The 16,376-nt window shown below is 43.9% G+C and carries 14 protein-coding genes; 3 read left to right on the forward strand and 11 right to left on the reverse strand.

Annotated features, from left to right (window positions below; translation table 11 throughout):
- Positions 1–26 precede the first annotated feature (26 nt).
- From EX191_RS20760 to EX191_RS20770, 3 genes are read right to left on the reverse strand one after another with little or no spacing between them, the layout of a single operon-like run.
- Complete coding sequence (locus EX191_RS20760; RefSeq protein ID WP_193448398.1) at positions 27–1,382, reverse strand: FUSC family protein; 1,356 nt, start codon at positions 1,380–1,382, stop codon at positions 27–29.
- A 14-nt stretch (positions 1,383–1,396) separates the two neighbouring features.
- A complete protein-coding gene (locus EX191_RS20765; RefSeq protein ID WP_031780619.1) occupies positions 1,397–2,260 on the reverse strand; it encodes an HlyD family secretion protein in 864 nt (287 codons plus the stop codon).
- A 10-nt stretch (positions 2,261–2,270) separates the two neighbouring features.
- Positions 2,271–2,483, reverse strand: a complete 213-nt coding sequence (locus EX191_RS20770; protein ID WP_193448399.1) for a DUF1656 domain-containing protein — start codon at positions 2,481–2,483, stop codon at positions 2,271–2,273.
- Between the two features lie 301 nt (positions 2,484–2,784).
- Between EX191_RS20770 and EX191_RS20775 the strand changes: the two genes are divergently transcribed.
- Entirely contained in the window at positions 2,785–3,702 is a 918-nt protein-coding gene (locus EX191_RS20775; RefSeq protein ID WP_104974041.1) for a LysR family transcriptional regulator, read from the forward strand.
- A 218-nt stretch (positions 3,703–3,920) separates the two neighbouring features.
- Here EX191_RS20775 and EX191_RS20780 read toward each other — a convergent pair whose 3' ends face one another.
- The 7 genes from EX191_RS20780 to EX191_RS20810 form a co-directional block, all read right to left on the reverse strand.
- Complete coding sequence (locus EX191_RS20780) at positions 3,921–4,913, reverse strand: DUF2955 domain-containing protein (protein WP_006741503.1); 993 nt, start codon at positions 4,911–4,913, stop codon at positions 3,921–3,923.
- Positions 4,903–5,967, reverse strand: a complete 1,065-nt coding sequence (locus EX191_RS20785) for an HlyD family secretion protein (protein ID WP_048626478.1) — start codon at positions 5,965–5,967, stop codon at positions 4,903–4,905. Before EX191_RS20785 ends, EX191_RS20780 begins: the two co-directional genes overlap by 11 nt.
- 260 nt (positions 5,968–6,227) lie before the next feature.
- Complete coding sequence (locus EX191_RS20790; RefSeq protein WP_193448400.1) at positions 6,228–7,379, reverse strand: ABC transporter permease; 1,152 nt, start codon at positions 7,377–7,379, stop codon at positions 6,228–6,230.
- Positions 7,376–8,542, reverse strand: coding sequence for an ABC transporter permease (locus EX191_RS20795; RefSeq protein ID WP_193448401.1), 1,167 nt, complete (start codon positions 8,540–8,542; stop codon positions 7,376–7,378). The genes EX191_RS20790 and EX191_RS20795 overlap by 4 nt, the downstream gene beginning before the upstream one ends.
- Before the next feature lie 22 nt (positions 8,543–8,564).
- Positions 8,565–9,545 carry an HlyD family secretion protein gene (locus EX191_RS20800; protein ID WP_193448402.1) on the reverse strand — a complete coding sequence of 327 codons (981 nt, stop codon included), beginning with the start codon at positions 9,543–9,545 and terminating at the stop codon, positions 8,565–8,567.
- A 3-nt stretch (positions 9,546–9,548) separates the two neighbouring features.
- Positions 9,549–10,964: a TolC family protein gene (locus EX191_RS20805; protein ID WP_046874906.1), complete on the reverse strand. Its 1,416-nt coding sequence runs from the start codon at positions 10,962–10,964 to the stop codon at positions 9,549–9,551.
- Between the two features lie 130 nt (positions 10,965–11,094).
- Positions 11,095–11,322: a hypothetical protein gene (locus tag EX191_RS20810; protein ID WP_005377125.1), complete on the reverse strand. Its 228-nt coding sequence runs from the start codon at positions 11,320–11,322 to the stop codon at positions 11,095–11,097.
- 477 nt (positions 11,323–11,799) lie between these two features.
- On the opposite strand from EX191_RS20810, the gene EX191_RS20815 reads away from it, so the two are divergent.
- Positions 11,800–13,419 carry an ATP-binding protein gene (locus tag EX191_RS20815; protein ID WP_193448403.1) on the forward strand — a complete coding sequence of 540 codons (1,620 nt, stop codon included), beginning with the start codon at positions 11,800–11,802 and terminating at the stop codon, positions 13,417–13,419.
- Entirely contained in the window at positions 13,416–14,102 is a 687-nt protein-coding gene (locus EX191_RS20820) for a response regulator (protein WP_017634565.1), read from the forward strand. The genes EX191_RS20815 and EX191_RS20820 overlap by 4 nt, the downstream gene beginning before the upstream one ends.
- Before the next feature lie 91 nt (positions 14,103–14,193).
- On the opposite strand, the gene EX191_RS20825 is transcribed toward EX191_RS20820, so the two are convergent.
- Positions 14,194–16,329 carry a TonB-dependent siderophore receptor gene (locus EX191_RS20825; RefSeq protein ID WP_193448404.1) on the reverse strand — a complete coding sequence of 712 codons (2,136 nt, stop codon included), beginning with the start codon at positions 16,327–16,329 and terminating at the stop codon, positions 14,194–14,196.
- Positions 16,330–16,376 lie beyond the last annotated feature (47 nt).

Here is a 16,376-nt window from a genome sequence, read left to right on the forward strand (position 1 = left end):
TTTCCTTATTAAGTTTAATTGTTTGTTTAAGTGGTTACGCGGGGATGAAACAGGTCATTAAATAACTTGGCGATCATCAAAATGAGCATGATGTTAACCAGCATGAGTAAAGGCGTTTCGATACGATACTCCGGGGTCAAGTTAAGTGCGCCTGAGGTTAATACCACTAATAAATTAACGCCTAAGACTCTATGAATCATCAGCTGTGGTGTAGAAAATACCTCCCAAATCAAAATAATATTGATGAAATAAAATAACCCTAGTTGCCAGAGCTCAGTCATCGTGGGCATCAAGAAGATGTATTGCAGCAGTATCACAGAACCTGTTCCCAAAACGCCAAAGAAGGCATCTTTAACAACGCTTGGAGGCATTGTAGGTACTATCGATGAAAATACACCGGCCAACATAGGGAAGATAAACCCACCTGGTACAGGGAGATAAATCCAAACCAATAACGAGGTGATAAACATCGATAGGCCTTGTAAAACCTTTCTGCGGTCTTCTTTCAAGTGCTGTATGAAAGTCCGATGTTCACGATGCCAAGATGTTTTCTGGTTCACTTGTTCAGTCAATAAGGTACGGCCAATTAGATGCGTGGTTGGCTGAGCGATGTCAAATAGCGTCAGGTTTTGAGCCACAGGTTTCCAGTCAATATCATCACAGTGAGGCTTTTCCACTTGTTCAAGTAATCGTTCTTGAATACGTTTCATCTCTTCGAGGCGCTGATGCCACAGTTTTCGATGTTCTTTGAGGTGGTAACTGCCCGTGAGCGGTAATCCCAGTAGTTGGCACATCTTCTCAATGTTTGCTGTGTTGGTTTCAAGCGCATCAATATCAATGTCATTTGGTTTGTCCATAGCTTTAAGCAACACCTCACGGCTGCTCTCAAAGCGTTGAATGAAATTCTCTTCAGTATTCACTGGCCAAACCAAACGATAAACAACGGAGAAGGTAATGATGCCAAGAATAGTTTCCTGCATTCGAAGTACTGCGAAATGGAACGTCACTTGACTATCAAACCCTCCCATACAAGCGATGATAGAGCACACAGCAAAGCCTATGGAGAACATATCACCGTACTTTTCGTCGCTCGACATGAAAATGCATACACCTAAAAATAGGGTAAAAAAAGTCAGGAACAAAAAGCGATCTTGAGAAAATGCTGTGATTAGGAAAAAGGCATAGCCAATGCCCAGTAGGGTTCCCACTAGGCGATTATGACCTTTGTTTATCGAGTGAGCGAAGCTTTCATTTAATGCCATTACCGCGACGGCGATCGCTGCCCAATAGGGTTTCTCCCATTGAAACCATAAGGCGAGGCAGATTGCGATAACGATAGACAGTGCAGCTTTTATTGCTTCTTTGGTTGAGGCATTAAACATACATTTCACCGCATTTATTGTTTGATGATTTTGATGGATGCCGTCATACCGACGCGTAGTTGAAAATCTTTTGGTAAGTTGTCTAATTTCACTTTAATTGGAATGCGTTGAGCTAAGCGTATCCACTGAAAGTTAGGGTTCACATTAGGCAGAAGGTCGTTACCTGTACTACCGTCTTGCTTCGCGATGCCGTAACCAATGCTCTTGATTTTGCCTTCTAGCACCATTTCGTCGTGCATCATTAAGGTTACGTATGCTTTATCTTGTGGATCAACACCAACTAAATCCGTTTCTTTGAAATAGCCTTCGATCCAAAAGCTGTCTTCATCAATTAATGCTACAACTGGTGAGTTTGCGACAACTTGGGAGCCGGTGCGCAGATTAAAATTAGTGATGTAACCATTTGTTGGAGCGTACACCTTGGTGTAATCAAGGTTCAGTTTTGCTTCTTCGACGTTTGCTTTCGCCAGCTCCACGTTTGCGATTGCTGTCTCTACGGCGTTGTTCAAATTGTTCAACGTCAGCACAGATACCGCGCCAGGTGTACGCTTTTCTAGTTCCAGTGCGCGTTGTTCTTCATTTTTGGCTTTCGCTAACAACGCAATGGCTTGCTTTTGAGCCGCCTGGGCTTTGTGGTAAGACGCTTTATAAATGCTTGGGTCAATCTCAAACAGTAAGTCGCCCGCATTAACTTGGGAGTTGTCTTCAACATATACCTTGATGACTTGCCCGGTTACACGGGGCGTTATAGACACAATGTACGCGCTGACATGACCATCTCTAGTCCAAGGATTGTTTGAGTATGATTGGTAGTAACTGAAAATCACAGTGCCAGCGGAACACAGTAATAAAAATGTGATTAGATAACGTTTTATCACGGAATTTGCCTCAAAAGATGGTTATGAATCGACCAATAACGCCAGTAAAAATCACAATTAGGCTCAGCTCAGCAAGTGCTGGAAACGCAACGTATTTGTGTACCCCTAATTTTGTTGCAACGGTTCCAACCAAAATGGTGAGCATGTAAGCCAATGTAATAACCAGCAACAAGGGTGGGAAGTAAACTTCACCCCACACAAGCTCATGTGGCATTGAGTTCATAGTGCTTTTCTCTATTTATTTGATGAATGCAAAGATAAGAGAAATCCTACAAATGTAATAATCGCTTTTGTAGGATCAAATCCATCAATGTATTTTTTAGAGAGTTCGTAATGAGTTACATCTAATGTCGAACGTGCTTTAAGGGGAGTGTGAGTGCGATAAGTTTTCGCATTTACGTGCGGAATAACTACGTATCTAATGATGAAGATAAAAGCCTCGGGTCAACCGTCGCTCTTCCGAGCTAGCATTCTCAATAACTTGTGATAGTTTAGTCATGTAGCCCTAAGATATAAGAAAACCTATGAATTTTAGTCTTGAACAACTATTGGCATTCGTTGCTGTTTACGAGGAGCTTTCGTTTAGCAAGGCTGCTGTAAAATTGAATAAGCACAGAACAACCATCGGACAGGTTATTACGAATTTAGAAGACCTACTTGCTGTGAGCTTGTTTAATCGGGTTGGCCGTTCCGTAGAACCCACTGAAGATGCTCGCCTTCTTTACCACTATGCAAAGCAAACAATTGAACAAGCCCGTACGTTCGACAAAGTCGCATTGAGCCTTGCTCATGGTGGCTTAGAGAGTGTCAGCATTGCCTATTCTAGTGCCATCCCACATCGTTTACTGGTGTTACTTCGTGTTCAATTAGCGGCAGATTTTCCGATGATGCGAGTTAACTTTTTTGTTCGTAACCGTAACGAGATCAAAGAAGGTTTAGCGACTGGTAAGTACCAGTTCGGTATTGTCAATGTGCATGATAGCCGTGCAATACACAGTCTAGACTCGACGTTTTTAGGTCACTTTGAATTTGTTCCCTTTGTCCAGAAAGGTGGTGAACTGGCTTCTATGGCACCCGACCGAGTGTTAACTGCGTTGAGGAATAGCAAGCAATTTGTGTTGCGATCTTTCATTGAAGAAGGAATGGGTGAAAAAGTTATCGTCAGTTCGAATCATGAAGAAGTCGATCAGTTGGCTCTTGTTGTAAAAATGGTTGAAGCAGGGCTAGGGTGGGCGGTTCTTCCTAGAACGCTGGCTCATTCGGAATTTTCTAATAATGATATAGAGCCCGTTGAAGTCTGTGAATTACTAGAAGGCGTTAAGTTTGGTTTTGGCCTTTGGTGTCAACCCTCTAAGCAAATTGGGGATGTAAAAGACTCTATCATGAGGGTTGTTACGGCGTATCGGGAGAAGCTAATCCGCGATTTTAAAGCGACGCCATAACCGTATTCATCCAGACCACATTTATAAACAAGACTCAATGCGAGTCTTGTTTTTTACTTGAAAAATTCTTCTCTTCTGATTGGACGTTAATGTTTATTGGGAGGGAGTAATCTTCTGTATGTGATTATAAAATCGATGCTTTTTTACTTATTCAAGCTTCGTTCAATGAGAAAGCTCATATCGCTCAGCCGCTTTAGTTTAAGAAAGAGAGGCTGCAGTTATTTCACCTCTTGCTCTGATCTAAATAAATTGAGAACCAGTACCCCTAGAACTATAGCGATAGAAATAGAGACGAATCGAGTCATTTGAGCAGAAAATGATTCGATGCCCGTATTGTTAATAATCTGGTAAGTCAGCACAGTGAAGTTAGTAAAAAGCAATTGATAGATGGTTAAGTGTGTCTGTCGACGTATTGCAAAACACGCTAGTTGCAGGCCACAAAAGATGGTAACGCCAAGTACAACGTAAGTAGGTGCACCTGTGGCTACTGCAAGCATGCATGGAATAGTAAACAAGATCCCTAGGCTTGTAGTGATAATTCGATACCGCCCAAAGGAATGACTGTCTTGATTAATTGGGTGCTTAATCATGCTGCCAAATGTTATTGCGATCAATAGCGTTTGAGAGCTTCCAGATGATATTAGCGCGTACAAAACAACACACAATGCGGTTGCTTTAAAGACGATAAGCCCGATATGTTCGTCTGCACCATCAAGAGTGGTTTGGTCTGGTTGTATATCTTTTTCGTCCCCAGGGAATAACCAAAAGCTAATATATGTGGCAACCAACGCAACAATGAAGTTAGTAAATAAGACCCATGGCAACCCCTCAAGCGACAACCCCATTTGTTGGCTTGTGACCACGATAATCAATACAACAATCAAAGTGAGTGTCGAAACGATGTCTTTGGGATCGCGATGACTTCGGTAATAACTCCAACAGAGAAGTGACCAAGTAAACAGTAAGAAGCCACTAGGGGAGCTCATGAGCGCTCCTGCTAAAGTTACGATGCCAAAGCTGAGTAGTGAGAGTATTACCAGCAATTTCAACATCATGTTGAACGGGGGTTTAGATGGCATCAGTGTTAGAAAAATCACAACGAATATTGGCGCGATAAAGGGAGTAGGCGCACCTGAATACTGTAAGTAAAACAGTAAAAGAATCGGAGTGAAAACCAATCTAATGATTGGGTTTGCTGAACTATGAAACATAAGTCCAGATACTCAACACTCTCATCCAGAGAGACGCCAGCCACTCTCCAAAGGTACTTTGCTCAGTTAAAAAGGCGACCGTTGCTTTCGAACCATAACGTACGTTTTCGGGAATATCTCCGCCTTCAAAAACAATATTTACAGGATAGCGCTGTGCGTTTAAGGAATTATTGTCTGCAACCAAAAAGCCAGTTGTCGGATCGACGTCGTTACTGCCACCAGTACCCCAACCAATGCTTTCTACTCGCCCTTGAAACACTCTGCCAGGTAAAGCATCCAACACAATCTTTGTTTTTTGTCCCGCACGAACATGCTCGAGTGAGTTTTCGCGAACAAGCGCTGATACCCACACGCCTCTCGGATCAATGAAAGTGACAAGAGGTGATCCAGTTGTCGCTTTTTGCCCAACAGTGAGTTGTAAGTTAGAAACGATCCCCTTTGATGGAGCAATCACTTTCGTTCGTTGTAAGTCGAGTTGCGCTTTTTCTAGATTTGCTATAGCTGCGAGAATCTGGGGATTATCTTGCCCTTCGGGACCAAGATTATGCTTGGCTTGAGCTAAGGACGCTTCTGCTGCCTCTAATGTGGCTTGAGCTCGTGCTTTGGCTTCGATGGCGTTGTCTAGCTCAGATTTACTCAATACCCCTTTTGCGGCGAGCTCGGTTACGCGAGCTGCTTGTTCTCTTGCGTTGTCACGAGCTGCGAGTGATTCAATGACCTTAGCTTGTGCCACTTCAACTGCCGCGGTGTTGGCTCCAATGTTTTGACCAGCAATGGCTAAGTTTGCTTCGGCTGAACGCAGATTAATTTGATAGTCTCTTGGATCAATTTCGAAGAGCACATCACCAGCATTGACGACTTGGTTATTGCGAACATGGATTTCAGTTAGGTTCCCTGAAACCTCTGGAGTAATACGGACAAGATAAGAATGAATCCGAGCGGTGCCAGTGATTGGTGTTACTCGATCTGCCCACAAGCTATATAGCCAAACCACAAAAACGAGGCCAATAATAATAAAGCTTAACTTTCTGGAAGATGATTCCGCTTTAGACATCCAATTCTCTCTTGTTACAATACGTTAGATAAACAATGTTACAACATGTGACATAAACAATGCTTCTAAAAAATCAACTATTTGTCGATAAGGTTATAGGATTGTTCCAAAGGTGCCATTTAGAGAGACTGAAGCATGCTAAACGAACTTTCCCAATCACATTGGCTAATATCGCCAATAAAAAAGGGGCGACATTTCGCCCCCCAGCTCGTCCATCAGGTTTTTGATTTGTGATTATCTCTTTGAGCTGTAGAGAGAAATCAACTTAGACTTTCTGTTACAACTGGCTTGTTATTTCGTTTAGCAATCCAGTACGCAACGCTACCCCAAAGCACGGTTAATGCCCAAAGTGCTGTCCAATGTTGTGCGACTTGTTGCAAGGTTGCCCCCATTTGGTTTAGCGCTAAGAAAGCTTTGATCGCCCAAGTACTTGGGCTTAAATCAGCAATCCATAGTAGGGGAGCAGGAATAGCTTCAACTGGCCAAATAAAACCAGCCAAGAAAATGAGCGGCATAGAGCTCACGAGGACGACTAAGGTGACCAGTTCACGCCTAGGTAGTAAGTAACCCAGCCAGAAGCCTAGTCCGCAACAACCTAAAAAGAACGGGAACAACATGGTCAGTAGTTCGCCCGCGTTGGCGATATGGTTTACGCTTAAACGTTCGAAGCTAAAACCAAAATAATAGGCGCCGAGTAAATAATAAATTGCCACAAATACTAACGTTCTCACAAGTAGCAGCGATCCCGTTGATACTTGAGACCAGTAGCCACGACCATGACGCTGTGTTCCCGTTTGTAATCCAACCGCCATGATCAACGTTTGTTGTAAAATCAGAACAAATACTGCTGGCACTACGTATTCGATGTAACCCATGGTTGGGTTGAACGTCGGTTTCATATTAAGCTTAATAGCAGAGTAATTATGGCTAGCCATACTCATGGGCACACCATCTATCACCATTTTACTGACTTTCACTTGGGCCCCTAATGTGCCTCCCGCTTGGGCTAATCCCTCTACCACGGTTCCGTACACGAGAAAATACGAGGCGTCCGCAGCGTAGGCCAGAGTCGGGCTTTTACCTAGCATTAGGTCTTTGTAAAAGTGTTCCGGTATGACTAAAAAACCGGTGATCTCTCGTTGTAAAAATGCTTGCTTTGCATCGGCAATCGTGTGAAGTCGAGTAACTACTTTGACTTGTGGGGTGGCATCAACCATACGTTCCAGCTTTAAACTCGTCTGACTACCATCTAAATTAACAATCGCGATTGGTTGTTCACGAGGCGTTTGTTGTGCATAAGGCAAAGGGTATAAAAACGAGTAAAATACGACACCACCAAACACGGTCAACGTAACGACTGGATTGGTTAGAACGGCCCTCAGCTCCGCTTTAATCAGTTGCCACAATGTCATACCGCCTCCTTCGCTTGGCGTGTTGATGAAGCTGCTCGATGTTTACCCATCAAGGCTGCGGTAACGAGCAGGGGCACTACGTAGCCAATCATAGGCCATAGCGAGCTTAAAGATTGTGCGGCCGATGCTCCATAGCTTGCTTGACTCACTTGAACTTCAATGTAATGGGTAATCGGCAATAATGAACGCCATGCATAAGCGAGCGTGTTCATGTCAGAAACTGGGAATGTAATTCCCATGAACGCGAAGCTTGGAGCCGTAAACGCGCCAGCAAAACTCATCGCACGTGCAGGATCCATCGACAAGAAGAAGAACAACGCCCCCATAATGATACAGGCGATAACCGTCGCCAATTGTGCTAATAGCATAACCAAAAAACTGCCTTCCATTGGCCAATCAAGCACGGAATAAAACCAGTATAAGAACAACGCACCTTGCGCCATAAAGACCGGAATGTACTGACTTAATAGGGAAGTGAGCTTGGCGTATGGCTTTTCGCCCAAAAACGCAAAGCCATTCTTTCCACCATAAATGCGAAAGTGCGCGGTAAGAATCAAAATAGTGCTTACTACAATACATATTTGCCAAATGGCTGGCACGATAGCCGTTACCAAAAATTGTGCGTAGTTATTGTTACGGTTAAATAATGCGGTTATTTGTGTCGACACGGGTACAGCCTGCCCAGCCGCCGCTAACGTTGTGGTGTTACCTTTAGCCAAGTTGCTCATTACTTCAACCTGAGCATCGAAATAGCCTTGTGCTTGCGTAACGGCAGAGTTGATCAATTTCGCTACCAAAATGTACTGACTGTTGTAAAAGACAGAAAGTTGAGGTTGGCGGTGTTGGAGAATATCTTGGTCGAACTTAGATGGGATGACCGCGTAAGCGTAGATATCGCCTTCAATCATCGCATTTTTTGCTTCGCTTGCACTGGTGTAGTGATAATTAACAGCCAGACTCGACGACGCATCCAAAGATTGAATGAGCTTTCGAGAAAGTTGGGAATGTTGTAGATCAACCACACCGATTGGCAGACCCCGGGCAATGCCCGCAGAGAACACTCCCCAAATCATCATCGCGAGCAAAATCGGTATCCAAGTAAGGCACGAAAGTAACCACTTGTCTCGTCGTAAGATATGCCGCTGTGAAATCTTAATCGTCATAGCATTAACCTAGTGGTTGTGATTAAAGTTCAACGACAACACTCATTCCCATACGCAGTTCAGGTTCGGGTTGAGCTGGACGAGCTTCTACTTCAAAGGTACGAAGATCAAAACCTTGAGAAGCATCGGTTGCTCTCCACGTTGCAAAGTCACCCATAACGGCAACATGCGTTACTTTGAACTCAACATTTTTGTTTAAGGCAGGCAAATAGGCATCAAAGGTTGCTCCTTTTGTAAAGTGTTGAAGGTAATCTTCACGCACATTCAGTGTCGCCCAGGCATCTTCTGTATCTATCACAGTAACTACTGGGAAGCCCTGAGGTGCTAATTCACCACTTTGAAGTAGAACTTGAGAGACTTCGCCGTCGAACCAGCTGTAGATCTGAGTATCTTTCGCGTACGCTTCTACTTCGGCTACGGCACCTGATGCCATGCGCGCTTTTTCCGCCGCAGCCACTTTGGTTTCACTTCTGGCGCCTTCTTTTGCCATTTCGTACATTTGAAACGCGGCACTTTCTGTGTATTTCGCTGCTTGCCACTGAGTTAAAGCTTCATCGCGTTTTTGTTCTGCAACCACGCCATCGTTATAAAGGTTATTCACACGATTGTAGGTTTTTTCCATTAAATTCGCAGCGGTTTTAGCTTTCATCCACTGATCTTTTGCTGCTTGGATTTGTTGCTCACGTGCGCCTTTCTCAGCTTCTTGAGCTAAGGCGTCCGCCGCTTTTTCACCTGCTTTTGCTTGTTCTAACTTCGCTTCAATTTCAGGACTATGAAGGGTAAAAATAAGCTGACCTTTCTCTACATCGTCGCCTTTACGTACCATGACCTCATCAATACGCCCTGGAACTTTTGAGGAAATGCTGTATTGCTGGGCTTCAATTAATCCCTGTAAGCGGACCGGTTTCGGTTGATAGGCTTGGTAAAATTGATACCCAACCCAAGAGGCAACACCCAAAGCACAAAGTGAGAGTAAAACGGGTTTTAGTGATTTAGCTGCCATGATTTATTTCACCTCTTTGGATGTTGAAGCAGGGATATAAGCGGTATTTTGATATTGTTCGAAGCTGTTCATTTCACTGCTCAATGCGAGTAGCTTGGTTAAAGATATTAAATAGCGGAAACGTGCCGCTGAACGTTGTGTTTCTATACTCGCGACATAAAGCTGTGCATCCACAACATCCAGAGAAGACGACAGACCCTGAGTAAATGCTTTTTCACGCAAGCGCAGGTTTTCGTTAGCAAGTTCAATGCTAGATTCGAGCCCTTGTACTTCATCAATGGCTTGCTGAGCCTCCAAGTATGTCTTTTGTACTAGCAGCGATAAATCTTGTTTGGCTTGGGATTTTAATGAGTCGACCTGTGAGACGACACTTTGAGCTGCTTTGACTTTTTCGCTTCGCCCTGTTGATTCAATCAGTGGAATGCTCACACCGACACCAACTAACCAGTCAGGCTTCATTTGGCTTGCGAGAGAATCGTCTTCATACAAGCTGTAGTCGCCGTAAAGGTAAACTTCAGGATAGTATTTCCCTTTTTCTGCTTTGATTAAGCTAGAGGCTTGTTTGTGTTTAGCGCTTAGAAGGTCTAACCCCGGATAGGTAAGCAACGTTTGATCGACAAAAGCGGTTAGAGGGGGAAGACTGTCGTTGATAAACAAAGATTCAGCGGGTTCTACGGCGTCATCTTGTGCAAGTAATTTACCTAATGCTGCTTGAGCGATACTCAAATCGCTGGCGGCTTTACGTGTTTCTACTGATGCTTTATCTAGAGAAGCCTCGGCTTGCAGGCGCTCAACGTGTGCGATTTGTCCTTGCTCTTCAAGCTTAATGGCAAAATCTCTATGCTTTTTTAGTCCAGCTTCAACCGCTTGCCGTGTTGCGAGTACTTCCTTTGCCAGCACGACAGAAAAGTAGTACTTCGACAAATCTTCAAAGCGCGCTTGTTGTTCCATTAGAAGCTGGCTTTTAGCCTCATCTGTTTTGCCTTCTGCTGCTGATTGAGCAGCAGAAATACGACCACCAGTAAAAATTGGCCAAATGGCACGAATAGACGAAGAGAAAATATCGCGTTCGGTTATGGTCGAAGTGGTATTAGCTAAGGCACCAAAAATAGGTTGAAAAGCAGGAGGTACGTTAATGTGTGTTCCTGTGCTGTCTAGGATCTGTTTTCCCGACAGCGTGATATCGGTATCTAAACGCGTGTAATTCGCGCCAATGGTAACCTGAGGTAAGTTGAGATTGCTGGTGGCACTCTCTTGGTATTGGTAATTCTCGACGTTTGAGCGTTGAGCTTTAAGAGAATAGTTGTTTTCTAGCAATAACTGCCATGCGGTATCAAAAGTGATCGGTGCCGCATGACAGGCAAGGGAAATCGAGCTGCTAAGTAAGCCCAGTATCCAAAACTTTCCTGTTTTTTTCATAATGGCTGCTTTGTCGTAGAGTATAAGCTCTAATATAAAGGATTCGTAACTTGGTGTTAAGTAGGAGGGGAAATTGGATAGTAGTATGCGCCCAGTTACGTTTGTGCTGGGCGCGGGAGATGTTACAAGTTTACTTCGTATATGGGCAGTGAAACTCTGCTCTCCACTCAAGCTGACGAGAACCTCGCATCGTATTCAATAGGTCTTTTCCACTCATTTGAGGGAACGATAACAGGACCTTGAGATCAGAAGTACCGCCTCCGTTTTTTTCATAAGCCCTGACGTGTGTAAACGTTGAATACATATTCTCTGACAGCATCGCCTTATTCAGGCATATTCCAAAGGTATCGCGTTCCATGTTTGGTGTTCCTTCTAACTATAAATGCACCTCTGTTTATAGTTTTCCAGTTTTCAGATGGTGTCTAAGTGTTTGTCATATAGTCAGTATTTGTGTTTTGTTTTATTTGTGTCCAAATCACTGACATCAATGTTGAGCTTTTAATAGACTTCCAGCTTCACTGCTTTCTAACCGAAACTCTCAATGGTTTCATTGATTAAAAATTATACGTTGGAAAGTCTAAAAACGCCTCAAAAACCGCTAAAATCGATGTGATCACGATCATGTTTTAAAGGGCAATTTATGTATGGAATTGAGTATCAGAGAGGAATGCTAAATTTGGTGAATGGTTGTAATTTTATGTTTCAGCTCGTCGATTAATTAACCGTAAACTCTGCGGTTTGCTTGCCTTCCTCACAGATTTATCACCGCAACAAAGCCATGCTGTTAACTGAGTGTTAACGTAATCGCTTGGGAGTGAATCATAAGGATGTATCAATGAGTTGGAAAACGATCAGCTTTCGTAAGCGAATGCTCATTATTATGACGCTGTCGGGGTTGATAGAACTTCTATTACTTGTCGCTGCAGGATTCACTTATCTCAAAATCAATCAAGAGCAAGAAATGGGAGAAAAAGCACTGGGTGTTGCCCGTTTTTTAGCAGACTCCGCCGTTGTTCGCGAAATGGTCGTAACCCAAAATCCCCAGCCATACCAACTTCGTTTCCGAGAATTAACCGAAGCCATCGGTGCTGCATTCATCGTTATTGGCGATCACGAGGGAGTGCGCTTAATCCACCCCGTTGATGAGCGGTTGGGTAAGCCAATGAGAGGTGGTGACAATCGTCGAGCGCTAGAGCAGGGGTTGTCTTATGTCTCGACAGCTCAGGGCTCGTTAGGTTATTCAGTTCGTGGTAAAGCTGCGATTTTTGACGAGCAAGGGAACATCATTGGTGTGGTTTCGGTTGGCTATTTGCTCGACCGGCTGCAAGACCGCATCGAGCCATTTTTGGCCTTTTTGATTTTAATGGTCATCGTAGTTGTTGTCGCTAATGCCATTGTATCCAATTATGCGTCGAGAAAGTTTCAGCGCGCCATTTTGGGGTTCGAGCCTGAAGAGATAGGGCGGTTGTACGGCGAATTAGAAGTGACGATGAGTACCATTAAAGAAGGCGTGTTAAGTATTGATGCCCAAGGGATACTTCGCTCGATCAATCGTAGCGCCTGTCAGATTCTCGGTATTGATAGAGAGGCAGCTCTTAATAAACCGTTGACTGAGACGTTACGCGATAGTGACTTATATACGGTGCTAGAAACCGGACAGGAAGATCATGATATTGAGATATTCCTTAATCATAAACGTCTGATCGCAAACCGTTCGCCAATTTATGTGGATGGAAAAATAGTGGGGGCAGTATCGAGTTTCCGTTTAAGGGATGAAATCAATGACCTAACCGAGCAGTTATCACAAACCAAAGAATATGCAGATTTATTACGTTCGCAAACCCATGAACATCGAAATAAGCTAAACACCATTAGCGGGTTAGTTCAGATGGGTGAGCTGGATGCCGTACAAAAGTTAATTGGGCAAGAAACCGCACACTATCAAGCGATGATCGAATTTTTAAGAGACACCGTTAAAGACCCGTTAATTGCTGGTATGTTGCTTGGAAAAACAGAACGTGCTCGCGAGTTAGGCTTACAGCTGGTGGTTGAAGAAGGCAGCCGTTTGGAGCCTCTGCCTGAATGGCTAAATTCGGAAGACCTTGTCACCATTCTGGGTAATTTGATTGATAACGCTTTCGATGCCACGTTAACTTCAATTCGCGATGAATCAAATGTTGCGTCAGAACGCAGAAATATCGATGTGTCAGTGAGTGATTACGGAAATGAAGTGATACTTGAGGTGATAGATCAAGGTTGTGGTTTACCAAGCGATATAGAGCCGCAGGTGCTATTTAAAAAAGGGGTGTCGACGAAATCTCGTCAAAATCGGGGGGTAGGATTGCATCTTGTCAACCAGTTGGCTACTCGATATCACGGCCATGTTGAGATGATACCCAATACAAATTATGGGACAAGAATAACGGTGTATTTACCCAAGGAAGAACAATTATGAGTATGGCGACTCGCGTAATGATCATTGAAGATGATCTGGCTATTGCTGAGCTGCACCACAAATACTTAAGCCAACTGACAGGTTTGGAAGTGGTCGGCATTGCGACCACGAGAATGGAAGCGGAAATGCAACTCGACATTCTTAAGCCAGATTTACTATTGATGGATGTCTATCTTCCCGATGGCACAGGGCTTGAGATATTAAATACACTGCGTGCAAGTAACCAAACGTGTGATGTCATTTTGATTACAGCCGCAAGGGATGTCGATACATTACAACAGGCGATGAGGGGTGGCGTTGTCGATTACCTGTTAAAACCAGTTATGTTTCCACGCTTAGATGCCGCACTGAAAAAGTATGTGTCCCAACGCCAACAACTAGACATCGTAGAGAGTTTGGATCAGAACCTCGTTGATAAAATGCTGCAGTCTCACGCCAATCAAGACAACTTGCCGAACCGATTACCAAAAGGGATTGATGGTGTAACGCTAGACAAGATCAGGGAGTTGTTCCCAAATGGCAGTGTGCTGACCGCTGATGAGGCAGGCGAAAAGATCGGTGCGAGCCGAACAACGGCAAGGCGCTATTTGGAGTATCTTATCAGCACTGGTGAACTAGAGGCTGATTTAAACTATGGCTCTGTTGGTAGGCCAGAAAGGTGCTATAAAAAAGTGACAAGGTAGCGTTTATATTGATGCTTTATGCAAAATAAAAAGCGATGGCTTATTGTAGAAACCATCGCTTTACAAATTACTGCTGTTCCGCTCTAAGAGGTTAGAAGTTGTATTCTAACTTCGCTTCGATAGAGCGCTCAGCGCCAAACCAACAGTTATTTTTGTCGTAACAAGAATAGTATTCTTTATCGAATAGATTGCTTGCAGAAAGCGTGACGCTAGCCCCTTTCATTGATTCAGATACCGTTGAGAAATCGTAACTTGCTGCCAAATCAAACAAGGTGTAGTCCGGTACTTTTTGACTATTCTGTGCATCAATTTGTGCTTCTCCGACATAGCGAACGCCAGCACTGGTACGAAGGCCTGAAAGATTTCCTTCAAAGAAGTAATTTGCCCATAGAGAGGCCGTTTGCTCAGGTACCCAAACCGGCGTTTTACCTTCTTGGTTGTAATAACTGTCCTCGGTAATCTCCATATCGGTATATGTATAGCCTAGAGTGAAATCAGCTTGCGCTGTGGCTTGCCATTTTGCCTCAAGTTCAATACCTTGTGATACCACTTCGCCCGCTTGATAGTTCGGTGCATAAGGATTATTCGGATCGGTCAAGATCGCGTTTTTCTTCGTAATATGGAAGAACGCTAAATTACCCGAAATATCGCCAGACAATGGCGCGTATTTAAAACCGAGTTCCCACTGATGCCCGGTTGATGGTTCAAACGCTTTGCCTGTGGCATCTGCACCCGCAATCGGCTCAAAACTCTCGGAGTAAGTAAGGTATGGCGAGAGACCAAAGTCTAGCTCATACAAACCACCGACTCGGAAAGATACGTTGGTGTCGTCTAACTCTTCCTTGCTGTTGGATATTGTTCCTAGATAATCGCTCACGACGTCTGTATTTGAATCGTATTTATCCCAACGAATACCTGCAATCATTACAAGTTGGTCGTAACGAACTTGATCTTGCAAATAAACGCCAATTTGCTTCGTTTTGATATCTAAGTTTTGTTTGTATTGGAAATTCAGTGCATTACGATCAATGCTGTTGTGGTCAGGATTAAAGATGTCCTGAGTTAGCGAATACCCAAGCGTATCTTTGTATTTTACATCCGAATCTAGATACTGATAATCAAGTCCGAACAATAAGTTATGTTCAAAGTCTCCCGTTTTAACGTAGCCAGATAGTTGATTGTCAATCACAAAGGATTTGGACTTTTCATCGGTTAAATAGGCATTTCGACCAACGGTACGGTTATCCGCTTCAAGTGCACCGTTATATGTGTTTTCCTGATAGGCATCGGCGGTCATGTAGCGGGCATTCTGTAGAAATTGCCAATTGTTGTTAAAGTCGTGTTGGACTTTGTAACCCATCATCAGAACTTCGCGTTCGTAAGTGTTCCAGTCCTCATCCCCCAAATAAGTGCTTGGTGACATCGAGCCAAGTGGGTTGTCAATCACTGAGCCAGACGCTGGCACGGTCGTGTAGATACCTGCTGATGGATCATTTTGATAGTAAACATTCACGTTGACTAAGGTGCTTTCTGTCGCTTGCCAATTGAAAGATGGAGCGAGGACATAACGTTCGTCTTCAGACGTATCGGCTTGACCATCTCGCTGTTTTGCGAGGCCGATAATACGGTAATCAACATTAGAGTCACCAATTTGTCCTGTGGTGTCGAACGTCAGTTCTTTTAGGCTGTTAGTCCCAGTACTAATCGAGACAGAGTGCGAAGGTGTTGACTGAGGCGCCTTGGCGATAATATTGACCATACCTCCTGGTGGAATATTGCCGTAAAGAACAGACGTTGGCCCTTTAAAAACCTCGATTTGTTCAAGGGCAACGGAATCGACCTGAGGTTGAAGGTTCCAGCCGTTGTACAGCAAAGGAAGACCATCATAAAAGTTGGTGTAGTTAATAAAACCACGAATATTGAATAGGTCAAGTCGGGAAACGGCACCGCCACGCAGCTCTGTATTCACGCCAGGCGCGTAACGCAATGCTTCGCTCACCGAGTTTACGCCGCGTAGGTCCATGTCATCTTTAGTGATTACCGTGATCGCTTGCGGCGTTTCTTCCGGTTCTAAAACGGTTTTAGTTGCGGTGTTTCGGTATGTTTCGCCAAGTACTGTGATAGTTTCGTGCTGAGAAGTGCTCTCAGTGGCACTGGCGTGACCAGCAATAAGCGCGGATACCACGACTGCAACCGCAGAACGATGAAATCGATTCGGACTTTCCATATTTATTAATTCCACTACTTTTTATTTGTTGATAATGATTGTTGTTT

It is taken from the genome of Vibrio chemaguriensis (assembly GCF_012275705.1).
Classification (GTDB): Bacteria; Pseudomonadota; Gammaproteobacteria; order Enterobacterales; family Vibrionaceae; genus Vibrio; species Vibrio diabolicus.

Coding starts and splice junctions, on each gene's coding strand:
- EX191_RS20805 (WP_046874906.1), bottom strand. CDS start 10,964: ATGAAAAAAACAGGAAAGTTTTGGATACTGGGCTTACTTAGCAGCTCG.
- EX191_RS20770 (WP_193448399.1), bottom strand. CDS start 2,483: ATGAACTCAATGCCACATGAGCTTGTGTGGGGTGAAGTTTACTTCCCA.
- EX191_RS20825 (WP_193448404.1), bottom strand. CDS start 16,329: ATGGAAAGTCCGAATCGATTTCATCGTTCTGCGGTTGCAGTCGTGGTA.
- EX191_RS20775 (WP_104974041.1), top strand. CDS start 2,785: ATGAATTTTAGTCTTGAACAACTATTGGCATTCGTTGCTGTTTACGAG.
- EX191_RS20790 (WP_193448400.1), bottom strand. CDS start 7,379: ATGACATTGTGGCAACTGATTAAAGCGGAGCTGAGGGCCGTTCTAACC.
- EX191_RS20760 (WP_193448398.1), bottom strand. CDS start 1,382: ATGTTTAATGCCTCAACCAAAGAAGCAATAAAAGCTGCACTGTCTATC.
- EX191_RS20810 (WP_005377125.1), bottom strand. CDS start 11,322: ATGGAACGCGATACCTTTGGAATATGCCTGAATAAGGCGATGCTGTCA.
- EX191_RS20800 (WP_193448402.1), bottom strand. CDS start 9,545: ATGGCAGCTAAATCACTAAAACCCGTTTTACTCTCACTTTGTGCTTTG.
- EX191_RS20785 (WP_048626478.1), bottom strand. CDS start 5,967: ATGTCTAAAGCGGAATCATCTTCCAGAAAGTTAAGCTTTATTATTATT.
- EX191_RS20815 (WP_193448403.1), top strand. CDS start 11,800: ATGAGTTGGAAAACGATCAGCTTTCGTAAGCGAATGCTCATTATTATG.
- EX191_RS20795 (WP_193448401.1), bottom strand. CDS start 8,542: ATGACGATTAAGATTTCACAGCGGCATATCTTACGACGAGACAAGTGG.
- EX191_RS20780 (WP_006741503.1), bottom strand. CDS start 4,913: ATGTTTCATAGTTCAGCAAACCCAATCATTAGATTGGTTTTCACTCCG.
- EX191_RS20820 (WP_017634565.1), top strand. CDS start 13,416: ATGAGTATGGCGACTCGCGTAATGATCATTGAAGATGATCTGGCTATT.